General features: G+C 70.2%; 18 protein-coding genes and 1 pseudogene. 10 read left to right on the top strand and 9 right to left on the bottom strand.

Translation table 11 applies throughout. The features are described 5' to 3' along the window. Nucleotides 1-269 precede the first annotated feature (269 nt). The 4 genes from AB0I73_RS12660 to AB0I73_RS12645 are packed head-to-tail and all read left to right on the top strand — an operon-like array spanning nt 270 to nt 6,926. Nucleotides 270-1,538 carry a glycosyltransferase gene (locus AB0I73_RS12660; protein ID WP_363036546.1) on the top strand — a complete coding sequence of 423 codons (1,269 nt, stop codon included), beginning with the start codon at nt 270-272 and terminating at the stop codon, nt 1,536-1,538. Beyond that, complete coding sequence (locus AB0I73_RS12655) at nt 1,535-3,244, top strand: phospholipid carrier-dependent glycosyltransferase (RefSeq protein WP_363036544.1); 1,710 nt, start codon at nt 1,535-1,537, stop codon at nt 3,242-3,244. Before AB0I73_RS12660 ends, AB0I73_RS12655 begins: the two co-directional genes overlap by 4 nt. Continuing rightward, nucleotides 3,241-4,488, top strand: coding sequence for a glycosyltransferase (locus AB0I73_RS12650; RefSeq protein WP_363036542.1), 1,248 nt, complete (start codon nt 3,241-3,243; stop codon nt 4,486-4,488). The genes AB0I73_RS12655 and AB0I73_RS12650 overlap by 4 nt, the downstream gene beginning before the upstream one ends. Continuing rightward, complete coding sequence (locus AB0I73_RS12645; protein ID WP_363036540.1) at nt 4,485-6,926, top strand: galactose oxidase-like domain-containing protein; 2,442 nt, start codon at nt 4,485-4,487, stop codon at nt 6,924-6,926. The genes AB0I73_RS12650 and AB0I73_RS12645 overlap by 4 nt, the downstream gene beginning before the upstream one ends. Before the next feature lie 51 nt (nt 6,927-6,977). Here AB0I73_RS12645 and AB0I73_RS12640 read toward each other — a convergent pair whose 3' ends face one another. Continuing rightward, nucleotides 6,978-7,709, bottom strand: coding sequence for a Mut7-C RNAse domain-containing protein (locus AB0I73_RS12640; protein ID WP_363036538.1), 732 nt, complete (start codon nt 7,707-7,709; stop codon nt 6,978-6,980). 56 nt (nt 7,710-7,765) lie between these two features. After that, nucleotides 7,766-8,479: a hemolysin III family protein gene (locus AB0I73_RS12635; RefSeq protein WP_363036536.1), complete on the bottom strand. Its 714-nt coding sequence runs from the start codon at nt 8,477-8,479 to the stop codon at nt 7,766-7,768. Between the two features lie 415 nt (nt 8,480-8,894). Between AB0I73_RS12635 and AB0I73_RS12630 the strand changes: the two genes are divergently transcribed. Further along, the gene (locus AB0I73_RS12630; protein ID WP_363036534.1) at nt 8,895-10,715 is read left to right on the top strand and encodes a phosphoenolpyruvate carboxykinase (GTP); all 1,821 of its coding nucleotides are present in this window, start codon (nt 8,895-8,897) and stop codon (nt 10,713-10,715) included. A 412-nt stretch (nt 10,716-11,127) separates the two neighbouring features. Here the strand turns inward: AB0I73_RS12630 and AB0I73_RS12625 are convergent, their stop codons facing one another. Together AB0I73_RS12625 and AB0I73_RS12620 are read right to left on the bottom strand one after the other, a co-directional pair. Beyond that, nucleotides 11,128-11,604: an SRPBCC family protein gene (locus tag AB0I73_RS12625; protein ID WP_363036532.1), complete on the bottom strand. Its 477-nt coding sequence runs from the start codon at nt 11,602-11,604 to the stop codon at nt 11,128-11,130. A gap of 390 nt (nt 11,605-11,994) precedes the next feature. Beyond that, nucleotides 11,995-12,777, bottom strand: a complete 783-nt coding sequence (locus tag AB0I73_RS12620) for an NUDIX hydrolase (protein ID WP_363036531.1) — start codon at nt 12,775-12,777, stop codon at nt 11,995-11,997. 371 nt (nt 12,778-13,148) lie between these two features. Between AB0I73_RS12620 and AB0I73_RS12615 the strand changes: the two genes are divergently transcribed. From AB0I73_RS12615 to AB0I73_RS12605, 3 genes are all read left to right on the top strand, one after another. Further along, nucleotides 13,149-13,631 (top strand): hypothetical protein, encoded by a 483-nt coding sequence (locus tag AB0I73_RS12615; RefSeq protein ID WP_363036529.1) that lies wholly within the window; start codon nt 13,149-13,151, stop codon nt 13,629-13,631. 62 nt (nt 13,632-13,693) lie between these two features. After that, entirely contained in the window at nt 13,694-15,076 is a 1,383-nt protein-coding gene (locus AB0I73_RS12610) for an SMI1/KNR4 family protein (protein WP_363036527.1), read from the top strand. Continuing rightward, nucleotides 15,073-15,777 carry a hypothetical protein gene (locus tag AB0I73_RS12605; protein WP_363036525.1) on the top strand — a complete coding sequence of 235 codons (705 nt, stop codon included), beginning with the start codon at nt 15,073-15,075 and terminating at the stop codon, nt 15,775-15,777. Before AB0I73_RS12610 ends, AB0I73_RS12605 begins: the two co-directional genes overlap by 4 nt. Nucleotides 15,778-15,784: 7 nt before the next feature. Here AB0I73_RS12605 and AB0I73_RS12600 read toward each other — a convergent pair whose 3' ends face one another. Both AB0I73_RS12600 and AB0I73_RS12595 read right to left on the bottom strand, forming a co-directional pair. Beyond that, the gene (locus AB0I73_RS12600) at nt 15,785-16,060 is read right to left on the bottom strand and encodes a DUF397 domain-containing protein (protein ID WP_363036523.1); all 276 of its coding nucleotides are present in this window, start codon (nt 16,058-16,060) and stop codon (nt 15,785-15,787) included. After that, nucleotides 16,041-16,895, bottom strand: a complete 855-nt coding sequence (locus tag AB0I73_RS12595) for a helix-turn-helix transcriptional regulator (RefSeq protein ID WP_363036521.1) — start codon at nt 16,893-16,895, stop codon at nt 16,041-16,043. Before AB0I73_RS12595 ends, AB0I73_RS12600 begins: the two co-directional genes overlap by 20 nt. 181 nt (nt 16,896-17,076) lie before the next feature. Between AB0I73_RS12595 and AB0I73_RS12590 the strand changes: the two genes are divergently transcribed. Together AB0I73_RS12590 and AB0I73_RS12585 are read left to right on the top strand one after the other, a co-directional pair. Then, entirely contained in the window at nt 17,077-17,286 is a 210-nt protein-coding gene (locus tag AB0I73_RS12590) for a hypothetical protein (RefSeq protein ID WP_363036608.1), read from the top strand. Next, nucleotides 17,283-17,633: pseudogene (locus tag AB0I73_RS12585) on the top strand (ATP-binding protein); the annotation flags it as partial. The gene AB0I73_RS12590 and the pseudogene AB0I73_RS12585, both read left to right, overlap by 4 nt. Nucleotides 17,634-17,645: 12 nt before the next feature. Here AB0I73_RS12585 and AB0I73_RS12580 read toward each other — a convergent pair. The 3 genes from AB0I73_RS12580 to AB0I73_RS12570 form a co-directional block, all read right to left on the bottom strand. After that, nucleotides 17,646-18,374, bottom strand: a complete 729-nt coding sequence (locus AB0I73_RS12580) for a hypothetical protein (protein WP_363036519.1) — start codon at nt 18,372-18,374, stop codon at nt 17,646-17,648. Between the two features lie 171 nt (nt 18,375-18,545). Then, nucleotides 18,546-18,938, bottom strand: coding sequence for a hypothetical protein (locus AB0I73_RS12575; RefSeq protein ID WP_363036517.1), 393 nt, complete (start codon nt 18,936-18,938; stop codon nt 18,546-18,548). A 222-nt stretch (nt 18,939-19,160) separates the two neighbouring features. After that, entirely contained in the window at nt 19,161-20,204 is a 1,044-nt protein-coding gene (locus tag AB0I73_RS12570; RefSeq protein ID WP_363036515.1) for a DUF4190 domain-containing protein, read from the bottom strand. Nucleotides 20,205-20,263: the final 59 nt, after the last annotated feature.

The raw sequence follows: 20,263 nt of genomic DNA, 5'->3' as shown, positions 1-20,263 counted from the left end.
GAGACGGACAGCGGCGGCGAGAGCGATCGGTCCCCACCAGGCTCACCGGCACCCGAGTTGCCCGGTTGACGGGGAAACCGGCCACAGGATGGCCTGATCAGGACGCAACCGGTTGCCTGAAGCGACGACGCGCAACATCTTCTTTATCCGAACACCTCCCGGATTTCACAACTCCCCCCTAATGTCTGCACGGTGACGTGACAGAGGTGCGCCATGTCAGCGATGCGCGCCGTCACGCGCCGGGGGATACGGGATCTGGGGGGATCTTCTTGCTCACGTCTGTGTTCATCTCTGTCGTTTCGCTGGCCTTGTTCTGGATGGCCGCGTTCACCCTGTGGTGGCAGATGCATGCCTGGCGCACGCCGGAAGTGCTGGCCTCCACCCGGTTCAGCAGTCCGGACGGGGGAGAGCACCGTTCCTTCTCGCTGCTGTTACCCGCCCGGCACGAGCAGGCGGTGCTCGACCACACCATCCAGCGGCTGCTGGAATCGAGTCACACCGACTTCGAGATCATCGTGATCGTCGGCCACGACGACCCGGAGACCGCCGCGGTCGCCGAGGCGGCGGCCGACCGCGACCCACGCGTCCGGGTCGTCGTCGACACGCACGAGAAGAAGAACAAGCCGAAGGCCATGAACACGGCGCTGCCGCACTGCCGCGGCGATGTCGTCGGGGTGTTCGACGCCGAGGACCAGGTCCACCCGGAGCTGCTCGCCCATGTCGACCACGCCTTCCGCTCCACGGGCGCGGACGTCGTCCAGGGCGGGGTGCAGCTGATCAACTTCCACTCCAGCTGGTACAGCCTGCGCAACTGCCTCGAGTACTTCTTCTGGTTCCGCTCGCGGCTCCATCTGCACGCGCAGAAAGGTTTCATTCCGCTGGGTGGCAACACCGTCTTCGTCCGCACCGACGTGCTGCGGGCGGCGGACGGCTGGGACCCCGACTGCCTCGCCGAGGACTGCGACCTCGGCGTCCGGCTCTCCAGTGTGGGCAAGCGGGTCGTCGTCGCGTACGACTCCGACATGGTGACCCGGGAGGAGACCCCCGGCTCACTGATGTCGCTGCTGAAACAGCGCACCCGCTGGAACCAGGGCTTCCTCCAGGTGTACCGGAAGAAGGACTGGAAGCAACTGCCCACGTTCGGGCAGCGGCTGCTGGCCCGCTACACCCTGGTGACGCCGTTCCTGCAGGCGTTCACCGGAGTGATCATCCCACTGAACGTGGCGATCGCGCTGTTCCTCGACGTGCCCGTCGGCATCGCCTTCGTCACCTTCCTGCCGGCCGTCACCGCCCTGGTCACCTTCGTGTTCGAGGTGGTCGGGCTGCACGACTTCGGCAAGCAGTACGGGCTCCGGGTCCGCTCCGTGCACTACCTCAAGCTCGTCGCCGGCGGCCCCTTCTACCAGGTGCTCCTCGCCGGCGCCGCGATCCGTGCCGTCTGGCGTGAGCAACGTGGTCGCAACGACTGGGAGTTGACCACGCATGTCGGCGCGCACCTCGCCACGGACGGCGTGACCCGAGAGGACGTTCCCGCGTGACCTCCACCCTCCCCGCGGCGAACGCCGCGGAAGCGATGGCCGCTGCCCGAAGCCGGACCACCGAGACCACCGGGACGCCCCCGAAGGGCCCCGCCCGGCGCGGCCCTGATCCCGGGGCCGGACCCACCCGCACCCGCCGGCGGACGGGACCGCTGAGCCGACTGCGCTCCTCCCGCTCCGACCTCCTCCTGTGCGGTGTCCTCCTGGTGGCGATCCTCGTCGTCCAGTGCTGGAACATCGGCTCCTACCCGACCCTCAGCGACGACGAGGGCACCTATCTCGCCCAGGCCTGGGCCGTCCAGGAGGGCAGGGGCCTCGCCCACTACACCTACTGGTACGACCACCCGCCCCTCGGCTGGATCCAGCTCGCCGTGCTGACCTGGATCCCCGCGATGATCAGCCCCGAGTCGATGACCGTCGGCACCATGCGTGCCGTGATGCTGCTGGTCAGCGGTGTCAGCGCAGTCCTCGTCTACGTCCTCGGGCGGCGATTCGCACTGCCTCGCTGGGCGGCCGGCCTCGGCATGGTCCTGTTCGGGCTGTCCCCGCTGTCGGTGGTGCTCCAGCGCGAGATCTTCCTCGACAACCTCGCGGTGATGTGGACGCTGCTCGCGTTCACCCTCGCCGCTTCCCCGAGCCGTCACCTCTGGCACCACTTCGGTGCCGGGATCGCCGCCGCCACGGCGGTGCTCACCAAGGAGACGATGCTCGTCGTCCTGCCCGCCCTGTTCGTCACCGCGTGGCGGCACAGCCACCGGGACACCCGCAAGTTCGCGCTGACCGGCGCCGTCACGGCCTGCGCGCTGATCGGGTTCTCGTATCCGCTGTTCGCCCTGCTCAAGGGCGAGCTGTTGCCGGGCGGCGGGCACGTCTCCCTGTGGGAGGGCGTCCAGTACCAGCTGACCAGACCCGGTTCGGGGTTCATCCTCGACCAGGGCTCCGGCTCGTGGGACGTCCTGCAGTCCTGGCTGTACTACGACCGGGTGCTGCCGCTGGGCGGCCTGGCCGGCGCACTGCTGCTGCTCGCCACCTGGCGCTGGTCGGTCACCGCTCGCGCGCTCGCCGGACCTGCGCTCGCCGTGGCGATCCTCGCCGTGCTCGCCCTGCGCCCGAGCGGCTACCTGCCCGCCATGTACGTGATCCAGGCGCTGCCGTTCCTCGCGCTCGTCCTCGCCGGCGGCACCGCGAGCGTCGCCCACGCCGTGCTGCGCCGGTGGCGGTCCGACACCGAGCGCCGGTCCGTCGGGTACGCCCGGTACGCGCTTGCCGTCGCCCTCGCCCTCGCCGCCTGCGCCCACGTCGTGCCCCGGTGGTACGACGGTGCCCGCACCGCCGTCACCGCCGACGCCAACGCTCCCTATGAGGCCGCGTCGCACTGGATGACCACCGAGGTGGCCGACCCGGGCGGCACCCGGGTGCTGGTGGACGACGCGATGTGGCTGGACCTGGTGCACGCCGGTTATCGGCCGGGGCTCGGCGCCATCTGGTTCTACAAGGCCGACCTGGACCCGGCCGTGACGAAGACGATGCCACGTGGTTGGCGGGACGTCGACTACGTGGTCGCCTCGCCGACCGTACGGCGCGACGCGGTGGACCTGCCCAACGTCAAGGCGGCCATCGAGCACTCGGAGCCGGTCGCCGTGTTCGGCACGGGCGCGGACCGCATCGAGATCCGCCAGGTCGACACCACCGGAGGAACCCGATGAGCCACGATTCCACGGTCCCCGGCGAGCTCGAGGCCCCCGCCGTCGCCCCGGCCGCTGCGGGCGTGCCGGAGCCCGGCGCGGTCACGATCGTCGTGCCGACGTTCAACGAGTCGGCGAACGTACGGCAGTTGCTGCGGTTGATCACCGAGTCGGTGCCGGCCCGGCTGCCCTGCGAGGTCCTCTTCGTGGACGACTCCACCGACGACACCCCTGACGTCGTCCGCGAGGCGGCCCGCGACTGCTCCTTCCCGGTGACCGTGCTGCACCGGGAGGAGGCGGTGGGCGGCCTCGGCGGCGCCGTGGTGGAGGGCATCCGGGCGGCCTCCTCGGACTGGGTCGTCGTCATGGACGGCGACTGCCAGCACCCGCCCTCCCTGGTGCCGGAGCTGGTGGCGACGGGGGAGCGGGAGCAGGCCCAACTGGTCGTCGCCTCCCGGTACATCGCGGGAGGCAGCCGAGCCGGGCTGGCCGGAAGCCACCGGGTGGCGGTCTCGCGCGGGGCGACCTGGCTGACCAAGTCCCTGTTCCCGCGGCGGCTGCGCGGCATCAGCGACCCGATGAGCGGCTTCTTCGCCGTCCGCCGCAGCGCCGTCACGGCCGACGTCCTCAAGCCCCTCGGCTACAAGATCCTCCTCGAACTGGCCGTCCGCAGCCGTCCCCGCACGGTCGGCGAGGTGCCGTTCGTCTTCCAGGACCGGTTCGCCGGCACGTCCAAGTCGACCGCCAGGGAAGGGCTGCGCTTCCTGCGGCACCTCGTCGGGCTGCGCATGGAGTCCTCGTCGGCCCGCATGATCGCCTTCGGGCTGATCGGGCTGACCGGCTTCGTGCCCAACCTGCTGGCGCTGTGGGCGCTGACCGGGGCGGGCCTGCACTATCTGCCGGCCGAGATCGTCGCCAACCAGTTCGGCGTGGCCTGGAACTTCCTGCTGATCGAGACACTGCTGTTCCGCGAGCGGCGGCGGCACCGCCACTGGGCCGACCGCACGGCGCGGTTCGCGCTGCTGGCCAACGCCGATCTGCTGCTGCGGCTGCCGCTGATCGCACTCCTGGTCGGCCTGTTCGGGATGGCCGTACTGCCGGCCACCGCGCTGGCCCTCGTCACCACCTTCGTCCTGCGCTTCGCCGCCACCGAGGCGCTGGTGTACCTGCCCCGGAAGAGACGCACCGCGAAGAGCCGCACCACAAGGCGCCATCAGGAAGAGAGCCGCACCGACGAGAGCCGCACCGCAAGGAGCACCGTATGAGAACGCACCGTACGAGAACACCTGCGCGATCCGGACGCCGTACCGCCCTGCTGGCCGTCGGCGCCCTGACCACCGGTCTTCTCCTCACCGCCCCGCAGCCCGCCTCGGCCGCCAACCTGATCACGAACCCCGGGTTCGAGACCGCCGGCGCGGACGACATGCCGCACTGCTGGGAGAAGTCCGGCTGGGGCGACAACGACTTCTCCTTCACCACCACCTCCGACGCCCACTCCGGCGACAGGGCGATGAAGGTCGAGCTGACCCGCCGCACCGAGGGCGACCGCAAGGCGCTGATCACCGAGTCCGCCGAGTGCGCGCCGGTCGTGACGCCGGGCAAGCAGTACGACCTGGGCCTCTGGTACAAGACGACGACCCCGGACGCGTCCCTCACCCTGTTCCGGCACGACGAGACGGCCGGCTGGCAGTACTGGACGGACCTGAAGACGCTGGACATGCAGCCGTCCGTCTGGACCGAGGCCACCGTGCGCACCCCGCAGGTCCCGGACGGCACCGACCGCATCTCCTGGGGCGTCTCCGTCTACGGCACCGGCGCGGCCACCACCGACGACTACACGATGGAGCAGGTCGCCGACCCGGTCCCGGAACCGGGCTGCACCGGCACGGCCCGGGAGTGCGCCGACGGCACGTGGGAGGTGCTGCCCACGCAGAACCCGGTCCGTTCGATGCACTCCGTGGTGCTGCACAACGGCAAGGTGCTGCTGATCGCGGGCTCCGGCAACAGCGAGGAGCTGTTCGAGGCCGGCACCTTCACCAGCGCCGTCTACGATCCCGAGGACGGCACGTACGAGGTCATCCCCACGCCGGACGACATGTTCTGTGCCGGACACGTGCAGCTCCAGGACGGCCGGGTGCTGGTGATGAGCGGCAACAAGGGCTACCCGTCCGCCGACGGCGCGATCGGCTACCAGGGCTACAAGGACTCGTACGTCTTCGACCCGGAGACCGAGACCTACACCAGGACCAACGACATGAACGACGGCCACTGGTACCCGTCGGCGACGATCCTCGGCAACGGTGACGTGGTCAGCTTCGGCGGCCTGCGCGAGGACTCCACCGGTTCGGTCACCGCCGAGCGCTGGTCCGACGCCGAGCAGCGGTGGCTGCCGACGAACCGGGTCAACCAGACCTGGTCGTACTGGGGCCTGTACCCGTCGATGATCCTGATGCAGGACGGGCGCCTGTTCTACTCGGGCAGCCATGTCTTCGGCAACAACATCCCGGGCACCGGCTCCGCGATCTACGACTACGACGCCAACACGATCACCGAGGTCCCGGGCCTGCAGAACAAGGACGAACGGGACCAGTCGGCGAGTGTGCTGCTGCCCCCGGCGCAGGACCAGAAGGTGCTCACCCTGGGCGGCGGCAACATCGACTCCAACCCGGAGGCGAACCGGCTGACCGACATCATCGACCTCAAGGAGGCGAACCCCTCCTACGTCGCCGGGCCGCCGATCCCGCAGGGCACGGTCGACCACGGTGACGGTCCGGTGCCGCAGACCGGTGACCAGGGCAAGATGTACGTCTCCGCGGTCCTGCTGCCCGACGGCAAGGTGCTGGAGACCGGCGGCGCGCTGCACAACCGGGCCGACCCGGTCTTCGAGACGTCGATCTTCGACCCGGCGTCGGAGACCTTCGACCCGGTGGCCGTCGACCCCCAGGCGCGCGGCTACCACTCCTCGGCGTTCCTGCTGCCCGACGGCCGGGTCATGACCACGGGCGACGACCCGGGCAACGGCAACTGGAACCACAACGTGTCGGTCTACAGCCCGCCCTACCTGTTCAAGGGCGAGCGGCCGGTGATCACCTCGCTGATCGACAGCGAGTGGACCTACGGCGACACCCAGCGGATCACCGTCGACCGGCCCGTCGCCAAGGCCGAGCTGATCCGCCCGGCGGCCGTCACCCACTCCTCCGACCCGAACCAGCGGTTCGTGGACCTGCCCCTGTCCGTCGGCGGGGACGACGGGACCACCGTCGACCTGAACGTGACGAGCAATCCCGACCTGGCGCCGCCCGGCTGGTACATGCTGTTCGCGGTGGACGCCAATGGCGTGCCCTCGGTCGCCGAGTGGGTCCATCTCCAGGGCCCGGCGGCGCTGACCGCCAAGGACGCCGGCGCCCATGTGCACGACTTCGCCGGAGCCCCGGAGGGCGAGGTCACCGGGCCCGGGAGAAAGCGCGACTCGGAGCCGGTCCCGCCGACCGTCTCGGGCTGCGACCGGCACTACGGCTCGGCCAACGTCTGCGTACCGACCGCCTTCCCGGCCGAGGTCGAGGCGACGACCGCCGCCCGCTGCGCCTGGTTGGAGCAGAACGACTACGGCAGGCTCGAGGTCAACGGCAAGGACGACCCGCTGCGGCTGGACGAGAACCGCGACGGCGTGGCCTGCGGCAAGGGCGACGTCCGGCGCGGCTGAACACGGGTCGCCCGGCCCGACCGGTGGAAGAGCCGGGTCGCCGAGGGGCGTTCAACGCTCCTGGGCGACCCGGCTCAGCGCGCGTTCCACTATCGCCTCCAACTGGTCGTGGTGGGCGCCCCGCCAGTAGGCGCGGCCGCAGTCGGCGCACCGCGCGAACACGTCGTACGAGCGGTGCGTGCCGCTCTTCAGCTGGTCGGCGACCTCGTCCTTGGTGGCGGGGCCCAGCAGGCCGTTGCAGGCGGTGCAGCGGGTCCAGGGGCGCAGTTCGGGCTGGAAGCGGTCCAGTACGTAGGGGAGTTGCTCCTCGGGCCCGGTGCTGTAGACGAACGCGCCGGCCCACAGTTCCCGGCGGCGCAGCAGGCCGCGGTCGCGGCTGAGCATCACCCGCTGTTCGGCCGCCGAGCGGGCGGCCAGTGCCGGGTCGCCGATGTCCGTCGACTCGTACGCCGTGTCCACGCCCAGCAGCCGCAGTCGGCGGGCCAGCGTGCCGAGGTGCACGTCGAGCAGGAAGCGCAGCGGGGCACCGGGTACCCGTTGGGGGAGTGCGACGGGGCGGACGGTCACCGACTCGCCGGCGGCCGGGGGGTGCGAGACGGGCACCTCGCGGCCGTCCACGAGCAGCGCGCCGACCTCGGTCAGCGGGACGCCGAGCGACTCGACGACGTGACCGAGGGTGGAGACGCCGTCGATGGGGGCCCGCGTGGCGCCGGTGGACCGTGCCCGGGGGACGAAGACGAGCAGTTCGGGGGCGAACTCGACGTGGATCTCGGGACCGTTCACCCGTTCAGGATGTCATGCGCGCGGTCCGCGGCCCCGGTTTTTCGGGCGCCCCGGGCTCATCCGTGCTGGTAGGCCACCAGGGAGATCCCCACGTAGTGGGCGACGAAGGCGGCCAGGGTGAAGGAGTGGAAGACCTCGTGGAAGCCGAACCAGCGCGGTGACGGGTTGGGCTTCTTGATGCCGTAGACCACTCCGCCCGCGCTGTAGAGCACCCCGCCCACGATCACCAGGACCAGGACGGCGATGCCGCCGGTGCGCATGAAGTCGGGGAGGTAGAAGACGGCGACCCAGCCCATCGCGATGTAGCAGGGGGTGTAGAGCCAGCGCGGGGCGCCCACCCAGAACACCCGGAAGGCGATCCCGGCGAGGGCGGCCGCCCAGATGCCCCACAGCAGCCACCGGCCCTTCGCCTCCGGCAGGAGCAGCAGGGTGAGCGGGGTGTAGGTGCCGGCGATGATGAGGAAGATGTTGGCGTGGTCGAGGCGGCGCAGCACCCCGTCCATGCGGGGGCTCCAGTCGCCGCGGTGGTACAGCGCGCTCACGCCGAACAGCAGGCAGGCCGTCAGCGCGAAGACCGCGCAGGCGATGCGGCCTCGGGTCGAGTCGGCGAGGGCGACGAGCACCAGCCCGGCGATCAGGGCGGCGGGGAACATGCCCAGGTGCAGCCAGCCGCGCAGCTTGGGTTTGACCGGGTGCGGGAGGGAGAGCTCTACCGGACCGCGGCCTTCGGCCGGCGGGTCCGCGGGTGCGTCGGGGGCGAACGCTGTCATGGTCGCATCGTACCTACGGAACCGTAAGTTGCGGAGCGGTGCGCCTGTTTGGCCGTGACGTAGTGGCCATCTTCTCACGCCGCACGCGCGGCCGCGCAGCCGGTTTTCCGGCTCGGGTGAGAGGTGCGCACCGGAGTGATCACCCGTGCAAAGAGCCCGCAAAGGGGCGGCCTGCCGCACGTCATGCGCACGCAACGTGCGCGTCAAGCCACCCGGCGTGCGTGCGGGGCTCCCCGGAGACCGTGGCCAGCATCACTCTGCTCACCTGTGCATCCCTCTGGACAGATGGGCACTCTCATCAGAGGATCAAATGAGTGCGGTCGGCACCGGATGAGCGCCGAACATCCACCGTGAAGCATCCGGGCCGCAGCCCCCACGGGGCCTCTCAACCAAAAACCCTCACTTAGGAGCAATCGTGGCGCGCGACATCGCGGCTCCCACCGTCCCCACCCACCACCAGGGACTGATTTCCTGGGTCAACGAGATCGCAGAGCTGACCCAGCCGGACCGTGTGGTCTGGTGCGACGGTTCCGAGGCTGAGTACGAGCGGCTGAGCGAGGAGCTCGTCGCCAAGGGCACGTTCCGCAAGCTCGACCCGATCAAGCGCCCCAACTCCTACTACGCCGCCTCCGACCCCAGCGACGTCGCCCGCGTCGAGGACCGCACCTTCATCTGCTCCGAGAAGGAGGAGGACGCCGGCCCCACCAACCACTGGAAGGCCCCCGGCGAGATGCGGGAGATCTTCACCGGTGAGGAGGGCGTCTTCCGCGGCTCCATGAAGGGCCGCACGATGTACGTCGTGCCCTTCTGCATGGGCCCCCTCGGCTCGCCGCTGTCCGCGATCGGCGTCGAGATCACCGACTCCGCGTACGTCGCCGTCTCCATGCGCACCATGACCCGCATGGGGCAGCCCGTCCTGGACGAACTCGGCGACGACGGCTTCTTCGTCAAGGCCGTGCACTCGGTCGGCGCCCCCCTGGAGCCCGGTCAGGAGGACGTCCCCTGGCCCTGCAACCAGACCAAGTACATCTCGCACTTCCCCGAGGACCGGGAGATCTGGTCCTACGGCTCCGGCTACGGCGGCAACGCCCTGCTCGGCAAGAAGTGCTACGCCCTGCGCATCGCCTCCGTCATGGCCCGCGACGAGGGCTGGCTCGCCGAGCACATGCTGATCCTCAAGCTGACCCCGCCGCAGGGTGAGTCGAAGTACGTGGCCGCCGCCTTCCCGAGCGCCTGCGGCAAGACCAACCTCGCCATGCTGGAGCCCACGATCTCCGGCTGGACCGTCGAGACGATCGGCGACGACATCGCCTGGATGCGGTTCGGCGAGGACGGCCGCCTCTACGCCATCAACCCCGAGGCCGGCTTCTTCGGCGTCGCGCCCGGCACCGGCGAGCACACCAACGCCAACGCGATGAAGACCCTGTGGGGCAACTCCGTCTTCACCAACGTCGCCCTCACCGACGACGGCGACGTGTGGTGGGAGGGCATGACCGAGGAGACCCCGGCCCACCTCACCGACTGGAAGGGCAACGACTGGACCCCCGAGTCCGGCACGCCCGCCGCCCACCCCAACGCCCGCTTCACCACGCCCGCCGCGCAGTGCCCGATCATCGCGCCCGAGTGGGAGGACCCCAAGGGCGTGCCGATCTCCGCGATCCTCTTCGGCGGGCGCCGCGCCACCGCCGTACCGCTGGTCACGGAGTCCTTCGACTGGAACCACGGTGTCTTCCTCGGTGCCAACGTGGCCTCCGAGAAGACCGCCGCCGCCGAGGGCAAGGTCGGCGAGCTGCGCCGCGACCCGTTCGCCATGCTGCCGTTCTGCGGCTACAACATGGGCGACTACATGGGCCACTGGGTCGACGTCGCCAAGGACAAGGACCAGTCCAAGCTGCCGAAGATCTACTACGTCAACTGGTTCCGCAAGAACGACGAGGGCAAGTTCGTCTGGCCCGGTTTCGGCGAGAACAGCCGCGTCCTGAAGTGGATCGTGGAGCGCCTGGACGGCAAGGCGGACGGCGTCGAGACCCCGATCGGCGTCCTGCCGACCAAGGCGGCCCTCGACACGGACGGCCTCGAACTGGCCGACGCCGACCTGGACTTCCTGCTCAGCGTCGACAAGGAGGTGTGGCGCGAGGAGGCCGCGCTCGTTCCCGAGCACTTCAACACCTTCGGCGACCACACGCCCACCGAGCTGTGGGACCAGTACCGCGCCCTGGTGCAGCGCCTGGGCTGAACCGCCCGGCACACAGACTCCGCGGCCGGTTGGGATGGGATGCCCTGACCAGCGATCGTCACGACCGGCCGCGGGACGGACAGGCGAGGCTCCGCACAACGGCGTGCGGGGCCCTGGGCCTGTCGTCACCCTCCCGCCCGCCCCGGCGGACCAGGGCGACGACAGGCCTTCGCCATGTCACCACCCGGACGGCCACCCCGCCCACCGGCTACGACCCCCGGTACAGCCGCTCCAAGTCCACTCCCACGCCCGGTCGAACATGTCCGGCGGTCTCGGCAGGCTGCGTGCTGGAGGCCGGGCCATCGGGCTCCTCCCTGGTCCTGGAGGCGTACCTCTTTTAGAGGCATACCTCTTAGAAGTGCACCTCTAACAACAAGACGAACCGACCCGGGTCACCCTGCGGTAGAGCTCCTCATCCGCTCCGGGTGCTCTGCAGAGCGCCGTCGACGCTGTCGCGACGCTCGCGCACCGCGATCCGGGCCAGCTTCGTCAGCATCATGCCGTTGCGGATCGAGACGAGGTAGTCCACGGGGAGCCCGTGCATCCGGGTGCCGGGGCCCCGCAGAGGATGCCATTCGAGAAGGAAAAGAGTGCTCTCGCCCCAGGGGATCAGGTTCATGGCGATGCGGGCCGCCCCGAAGGGATCTGCCTTCGCTTCCAGCTCCAGACGGCGTTGTGGCTCGCAGACGCGTACGACACAGGTGTCGTCGAGGACCAGAGGGCCGAGGCCGACCCGGACCTGCAGGCGGGCGCCCACTTCCGGCCAGTGCGGGTCCGCGGCGGTGACCTGCTGCGTTCCCGAGACCCATTCCCCGTAGCGCCGGCCCTCGGCCAGCAGGCCCCAGACCCTGGACGGCGAGCTCAGGATCAACCGGCGGTTCCGGGCCACACCGACCACGCTCCTTCTGTCCGTCGGGACCGGCGCCCGCGAGCATGCTGCCAGGCGTGGAACGCCTCCTCGGCTGCTCAGCGTGCTCCTCGACGCTAACCGCGCCGCACACCTCCAGCACCCGCGACAGTGGTCAGGTCCGGCACCCGCACGACATAGAGCACGACCGGTTCACCAGCGCCGATCACAGCCCTGACCGGCGCTGCCCCTCCGGCCGGTACCGAGTGGTGCGCTCGTCCGACCGGGTGACGGCAGTGACCGTCAGACGGCTGGTGCGGATCGACTCCACTCTTGGCTGAGCCCGGGGAGACGTGACCACTGAAGTTCACTTCGCCTGCCACGGCAGAAGCCGCCCCCTTCATCGCCGTGCTGGTGGGGCCGACCTCGAGTTCATCCACCACATGGCCGAGATCGCGGTGCTCCGCGACCTGTGGCGGGCCCGCCCGCCCGACCGGTGAGCCGGAACCGACCGTGGCGGCGGAGGATCGGCTCCAGGTAGGACACCTGTGGGCCGCCGAGGCCGGTCAGGTCGGCGTGGGAGCGGACGAGGGCGAGGCGGTCCAGTTCCGGGACGCGGCCGAGGGCGTGTTCGGCGGAGGTGAGGGCGGCGAAGCGCTCGTGCAGCCATGCCGACGGACGGGGCGGGGCCTGGAACAGGACGCCGACACTGCCGTTCGCGCCCCGGGTGACCTGCCAGGGGGTGAGGTCGTCGGCAGGGGTGTCGACACCGGTCTCCTCGGCCAGCTCCCGGGCCGCGTGGTGGCGTAGGGCGGCCAGGTCGAGGGATGCGCCGTCCGGCGGGGGCTCGACCGAGCCGCCCGGGAGTTGCCAGCGGCCGGGTGAGGTCGTCCAGGACGCCATCCGGCCCACCAGCAGTCGCCCGTCGTCCGCCGGCTGCGCGACCGACACGAACAGGGAAGGCAGCCGTACGGTCGCGCCGGGCAGCTTGCGCAGGACGTAGAAGCGGTAGGTCGCCCGGACCCAGGTCAGGACGAGGCCGTCACGTGCGTCGTGTTCCAGGTCCGTACACCCAGCCACAGGCCCGTCGAACAGGGTCGGGTTGGCCCGGACCGCCGCGTCCCAGGCGTCGTCCATGGCGCGACGGTCCTCCGGCGACAGCTGAGGTGGCAGGGCTTCGACCAGTCGTAACCGATCAGCGGCGAAGAGGTCCATGCCGGGACCGTATCGGGTCCCTCCGGTACGTCGTCGACAAGCTCGCGCCGGTACGCGGGGCCCCGCCGACGATCGCGTGGAAGGGCGACCGCCGGGCGCGAGCCGTCTTGAATGCCGCAGAGGAACTCATCGGCCTCCCGGAAGGCGAGTCCTGCATCCCGCCTTGCTCATGCCGTTGACGACATATCCCGTTGTGGCGGGGGTGCGCTCTTCACGATCGAGCTCGACCCCGAAGCATCACGTGCAGCTGTCACGGCAGCATGCCGGGAGAAAGGCTGACAGCCGATCACAGCCCCGTCCAACAGCTGCGCCGCCCACTGTCAGTGGCCGTCCCTAGGATCGCGCCGGAATCATGACCGAAAGGGGCGGCTGTGGGCGCCAGTGGGTGGGAGTACGTCACCGCGTACGAAGGCAGTGTCGAGAAGTCGCTGGAGGCTCTGCACCGGCAGGTTTTCGAGGAGTTGTACGGCGACGACGACACGTACGGATGTCCGGACGATCTCTGGGCCGACGAGGAGTTCATGGGCGAGGAGGGAACGCACTCCATCCTCGACATCCAGCGTGTCGTCCACTCGACCGCAGCGCCGACGCCGCACAACGTCGAGGACTACGGGACACTGCGTCCTCTGACGCACGAACGCGTCCTGCACCACTTCGGCACCGGCCGGCCGACACCGGTTCGGTTCTCGGAACTCCTCGACCACGCCCGCACGGCCGACAGGCTCCCGCCCGATCCGGAGGAGACGCTGCTGGACGAGTGCCGTATGCGGTGGACGGGCGTGTACGTCCTCCTCCACGACGGTGACCAGGCCGAGCCTACCCACGTGGGCATCTTCGGATACTCGGGCGACTGAGCCGCCCCGCGGCGCCCCCGTCGCTTCCCCCGTCCTCAACAACCGACCGAATGGAGAACACCTTGTCCTCGATACATGACTTCGCGACCTGGGAGCCGCTGCTGCGGCTGGTGCGGGAATCCAACGCGGAGCAGCTCGCCGCGCCGGGTGGTTGCTTCACGGGGCAGATCACTCTCGGCAGTTGGACCCTGCCCGCGCCACAGCCGCGCCCGGAGCCGGGGCGAGCCCTCCAGGTGGCTGACATGCAGGACCAGTTCACCGCCGTGGAACGGGTACAGGACGCCCTCAGGGCCGACGGCGCGAACAGCGTTTCGTACATGGTCGAGACGGCGCCGGACGGGAAGACGCTGCTTCACGTCGTCGACTCGGGCCCTGCCGTGGAGCACGGCGTCGTCAGCCCCTTCGTGGGAGCCCTGCTCCTGGTCGAGGGCGCCGTCCCCGAGCCCTGGCGGCGCCTGCCCGAGGCGGTCCCGGGAGCGGTGCCGGCGCCGTCGGCGGACCCGGCGCTGCTTGAGCGGACCCTCCGCGAGCGGCTGCCCGATGCCATCGGTGCCACCGAGGCCGAGATCGCCGAAGCGGAGACGCGTCTCGGTGTCGCGCTGCCCGACGAGCTCAAGGCGCTCTACCGCGTCACCCGGGCCCGGTGGCAGGACTGGAGCGGCGACTACGCGGCGCAGGAACGCGTCAGCAAAGCGGTCGGTTGTGAGCTCTTCCCCCTGGACCGGCTCTACATCGCGGACGCGCAGTCCCGCCCCTGCCCCTGGCAGTTCGCTGCCGACGACGCCGTCGTCACCGCGCCGGACGCCGCCGTGCAGGGCCTCGTCGGCTCGCCCGGCTGGATCGCCTTCGGCGACAACGGCGGCGGCGACCGGCTGGCCCTCGACCTGACGCCGGGCCCGGGCGGACACACCGGGCAGGTCATCGTGATCGACCACGAGCAGACCATCGGCGCCGGGCTGCGCGCCGACTCCCTCACCGACATGGTGATCAAACGCCCCAGCGGCTGGCACCAGGACCGTGACGCGGACAGCCCGCCGGTGGTGGCCCGGGTGAACGTCCGCGGTCTGGGCAGTGTGGAGGCCGCCGCCCATCCCGAGCTGGAGGTGCTCGGCATCGGCGTGTGGGAGGGCGAGCCACTCAGCCTCGCCCCGGTCGTCGGGCTCCCCCGTCTGCGGACCCTCACCGTCCACCCGGGGACGCTGGCCGACCCCCTGGAGATCGCCGGGCTGACCGCTCTGGAGTACCTGAGCCTCGGCCCCGAGGAGTGGCGCGTGCTGCTCGACGCGGGTGCCGTCCCCCGGAGCCTGTCGGCCGCAGCCATCGAGGTGCGGGGCGGACAGCACCCGCTGCCGATCCTGGACCTCGCCAACGAACTCCTCGCCCTGTGGGACCGCCCCCTCATCAGCCGAACTGTCCTGGAAGCCCACCCGGACACCGACCGGTGAGCGAGGACGGACTGGAGGAGGAGTGGGCGGCGCCGCCCGAGTACAAGGTCGAGATCGGTACCGAGCCGCTGGAACGTCCGGCCCGGAACTCGGTGGGCGGGTGGCCCTACCTCGACGACGACCAGGAGTGGCCGCGCTGCTTCTGCGGCGACCGGATGGCGCTGTTCTTCCAACTGGATCTACCGGGCGACGTCGAGTTCTTCGGCGGAGAACACCTGTCGGTCTTCCACTGCGCCCACCACCACGACGCGTCCGACCCGGTGACGGCCGACGGCCGCCTCGTGCCCCGGTTCTGGGAGGCTCCGCAGCCGCCGTTCCCGGGCTCGTTCTGGCGGGTGTTGCTGCAGCGTGACCCGGGGGTGCCGGAAGCGGAGCCCGAACCGGCCGTGCGCGCCCTGCCCCTGTCTCTGCGGCCCTTCGTGGACACCCCGGCGGGGCCGTTCGGAGCGCATTTCAAGGTTGGGGGTACGGCGTCCTGGGCGCAGTACCCCGAGTACTACCGGTGCGCGTGCGGCGTGGAGCTGGCGTTCGTCTGCCAGATACCGGAGGGCTGGGAGTTCGGCGTCCGTCCCGGGGCCCCGGTACAGCCCTACAGCATCCGGGACGACGCCTATCTCCTGTTCCTCGGCAACGAGGTCTATCTGCTGGCCTGCCCGGTGCGATGCGATCCTGCGGCCGTCTTTCCGGTGAACCAGAACTGACGCCGGACTATTTGAGGGACGTGACGAACGACGTCCAGGCCGGGGCCGTGATGGTGAGGACCGGGCCGTGGGGGACCTTGGAGTCACGGACGGGGACTACGGCGGTGTGGGCGTCGCACACTTCGAGGCAGTTGCCGCCGTCACCGTTGCTGTACGTGCTCTTACGCCAGCGGGCGGCGCCGGGGAAGGCCTCGGCTACCTCTACGCAGTTGCCGCCGCTGCCGTTGCTGTAGCTGCTCTTGCGCCAGACGGCCGTGCTCAAGTCAGTTCCGTGGTTTGCCATTTCGGTCATCCTCAGCCACTTGGTCAATCAGGGCGAGGGACGCCTCGGGAGGCAGTGCGGCGGCCCTGAGCCGATCGTATGCCTTGCGGTACTGCTTCACGAGGGCCGGATCGTCGATGGTGTCTCCGCTGTACTGCGCCTCCGTGTAGATCAAGGGTGGGGCATCAGGAAAGGTCATGACCATGGCCGTACCCAGCATGAGCGGGTGCGGCCCGCAGTTCCACGGAAGGATCTGGGAAACGATCCGACGGCGCCGCGCCAGCTCCGCGATGCGCTCCCACTGTTCGGCATTCTGTTCCGGCGGCAGGATCGGCTGACGCAGCAGCGACTCGGGCAGAACCACCCAGTACTCCGGGGTCTTGTGGTTGTCCTCGAAGAGGCGGGATCGCGCCAGCCGGGCGGAGACCTTTTCCTCCACCTCCTCGTCCGGCGCCAATGGATGCGCGGACCGGGTCACCGCCCGCGCGTACGCCTCCGTCTGCAACAACCCCGGAATCAGGGTCGGACACCACTCCTCGATGGTCTCCGCGTGCTTCTCCGCATCCAGCACTCGCTCGAAGTAACTCGCGTGCCCCCGCCGTTTCGCTCGCCGCACGTCCTCGCAGCGGCGGCGGAAGAACCCGTCCGTGCCGAGCACTTTGTCGACGTGGTCGGCGAGTTCCGCCGGCATCCGGCGCGTGCCCCGTTCGATCTCGCTGAGGTGGCTGGGGCCGTAGAAGCTGCCCTCGACCAGCTGCTGGAGCGTCAGCCCTGCTTCCTCACGCTTCCACCGCAACTCGCTGCCGTAGAAGGTCGGGACGCCCGTCGAGCCGTCGATGTCCTTGCGCTGCCCCATCGTTCACCGTCCTTGCTGTGCCGTTACCGCCGGCCGCTCGGCGTTCCCCGGCCCGCGCCGACTCCTGCCGGGCATACGTGCAGTTCAGGGCCGGGAGCCCGAACCCCTGTCACGCTACGGAATCCGGCGGCAAAGTGTGAACGGTTCGTCACACAGCGCACTGGAAGGTGTGAACTCCCCCATGCACGACCACCACCCCACCTCGGCCGACGCCTGCGTCGAGGAGCTGCGGGCCGCGCTCGCCGCGCACGGCATCACGCTCCCGTCCCTCGGCATCGACATCCCGACCTTCGCGGCCCGCTACCCCACCCGGCCGCTGATCGCGCTCGGCAACTGCAACCTCCTCACCGCCCGCGCCCTGACCGCCGTCCTCCGCAAGGGGGACGCATGAGGCGACCACCTTTGACACTGGAACTGCTCGCCACCCCGGCGGCCGTGTCCGGCGTGCGGCGCGCCCTGCGCGACTACGGAACCGACGTCCAGCTCTGCGCGAGCGAACTCGTCACCAACGTGATCCGGCACCTCGGCGAGGGACTTCCCGTCACCGTGCGGGTGTCCTGTGACGACGGCCGGACGCGGCTGGAGGTCACCGACCCTGACCCGTGTGCCCTGCCCGTCCTGCGCGAGGCGGTCACCGCCGACGACGAGTCCGGCCGGGGGCTCGCCCTGCTCGACGCGCTGGTGCTGCGGCGGGGCGTGACGCAGGGGCCCCGCAGTAAAACCGTGTGGTGCGAGCTGGCGGCACGGCCGTCAGGGGGCGAGCGCGGCGGACACCCGGGCGAGCCGGGCGGGCGGCAGAGCGAAGTGGTTGCCGGGGTTGCGGTAGGAGTACCCGCCGTCGTTGATGCGGACCCCGTCCCCTCGCATGGACCAGATGGCGGGCCCGGGTGCTCCCTGGTTCTCCATGAGTGCGGCGGCGAGCGCTTCGGGGTCCTCGACGCCGACGAGGGCCCGTAGCGCCGAGGCCAGTCGCCCGGTGGCGTGGTCGTCGGGCACGTCGTCGTCGCCCAGCGCCGGCAGCAGGAGCATCAGGCGCGCGTCGGGGTCGGTGGTGGAGCCGCCGGGCAGACCGTTGTCCGCCGCGGTGAGCAACTCGGGCCAGGACAGGGCGGGTCCCATGAAGTGGCCGTCGTCCACGGCGAGCAGTTCGGCCCTGTCCCAGTCGGGGTGGTGCACCAGATAGTCGGTGCCCGACTCGCCCTGGAGCGTGCGGTAGACGACGTGGAGTCGGTGGCCACCGACGAGGGGGACGGTGAAGACGGGCCAGTCGGCGCGCTCGTGCAGCCTGCGGTGGAAGTCGTCGGCGGCGTCGTAGTCGGCGCCGAGCAGCAACTCCATTCCCTCCTCGCTGCCGTCGGCGCACGAGACGAGATGCCCGAGCCAGAACAGCCGCTCGTCGAGGAGTTCGGGGTGGTGGGTGAGGGGGCCGCCGTCGTAGCCGGGTATCCGGGTGGGGATCAGGTCCCTGCTGTTCGTCACGGGCGACATCATGTCGCGACCGCCGGCGGCTGATGTCAGTGGCGTCCGTTCAGGGCGGGGAGGACGTCAAACGGAATTCCTTGCCCGCACCCGAGCGGGGGCGGCCGGGTGGGGGAACTGCGAGGTCAGGGCCGAGGGCGGCATTGACATCCCGGCTGTGACCGGGTGGCGTCAGACGGCGGCACGCCGGCCTCGTCCGTGCAGGGTCAGGTAGAAGGTGCGCAGCGACTCCTGCGAGCTGCCCTCCGCGAAGCAGTTGCGGACCTTGCCGAGGGGGTTCCACACCCGCCCGTCCGGCATCCGTACGCCGACCGTCTGCCCGAAGTAGGCCTGCTGGTCGGCGTCGAAGTCGACCCATTGCGCATCCGCACGGCGGACCAGCACCTCACCGACGTACGCCCCGATCCCTAACAGGGAACTGCTCACCCGTTCCTCTTCCACGCCGTCCTTGCGCAGCCCGTCGACCAGGAAATCGACGAGGCGGAGGCTGGCCACGGAGTAGTCCAGCGGGAGCCGCTTGCGGGCGGTGACGTGACTGACGAAGGCCCCTGCGTATGCCCGCATGTCCTCCGCACACGGCAGTCGATCGCTCACATCACTCACAGGACCGCTCCCCCTCCACTCGATTCGGGGAGAGCTCCCGCCCGTCCCCCATCAGATCAAGCGGATTCGGCCTTGGAGGCATCACGGGTCACGGACGTGCGGAATCCCACATGAGATCCCGCAGGAACCGGTACAACCTTTCCACTCGCCATGCGTCGTCAGGGCCATGCCAGGCTCGTGCAGTCACTCCGGCCTGGGCGCGGAGGCGGTGGTGCGCTCGAGCGCCTGGGTCGGTTCGGACGTGGGCAGGGGGAGGCCCAGCAGACCGCGTATCCGGCGGAGGTGCTGTTCTCCGTTGTGCTGGTCGACGGACCGCAGATGGCTGAGGAAGACGCCGGCGTCGGGTGCTTTGGCTGCCTGCTGCCAGAAGGGCAGTCCCGCTTCGAGTTTCGACACGAGTTGGTCGGTGGGTGCTTCGGCGTTCGGAAGGTCGGCGTCCTTGAGCAACTGGATGGTCTCGGCCTGCGCCCGGGCCATGTGTCCGGCCCAGGCGGTGGCGTTGGCGAGGTCCTGCTGCGGGCTCTTCACCGGGCGGAGTGCGCCGGCGGTGTTCAGCGGTTTCACCGCCGCGAGGAACTCCAGTTGGGCGGCGTTCAGATCGGAGGCGTTCCCGCGCACCGAGACGTCGAGTTCGGCGTCGCCCGGCCGGGCCACCCAGCACACCACGGTGCGCCGCCCGGCCGCCCATCCCTGCTTGTCGGGATGGAAGTAGTAGGTCTGCAGCCGACCGAAGGCCATCGAATCGAGCGCGTAGTCCATGAAGAGCCTCGCGCACTGCGGCCGTGCGGTCGCCGTGATGCCGTCGAGCCCCGGGAAGTCTCCCTCGGGGAGGGCGAAGGAGGCGTACGCCTCCGCACGGTGCGGCATGTCGCAGGGGATCAGTTCCACACTTCCGCCCAGCGGCGGCGTCCCCGGCTCCGGCGGCCCGCCACGCGGGGTGAAGCAGTCACCGGCGCGGATCGACTGGATCGTGGTCCAGCCAGGCTTTGTGACGTCGCCGCTGTCGCTGCGAACAGGTGGCGTCCAGATCCTGAAGTCGATGACCGGGAGGACGACAGCGGCCAGCAGGAGAATCGCTCCGGAGACGGAGACACCGGCGATCGCCAGGCCCTTGCCCCGCTGCCCCCGTCTGGGGATCTGCCACAGCGCGACGCAGCCGAAGACCAGTCCCAGGGGCGCGAGGCAGAGCAACGACGTCACCAGAGAGGTGACCGCCAGAGAATTCAACGCCGGTGGTGCGGGTACCGGATACCACTGTGGTTCGGGACGGGACCACGGACCGGGCG

It is taken from the genome of Streptomyces sp. NPDC050388 (assembly GCF_040655635.1).
GTDB lineage: Bacteria > Actinomycetota > Actinomycetes > Streptomycetales > Streptomycetaceae > Streptomyces.
This window is presented reverse-complemented; position numbering and strand designations above follow the sequence as displayed.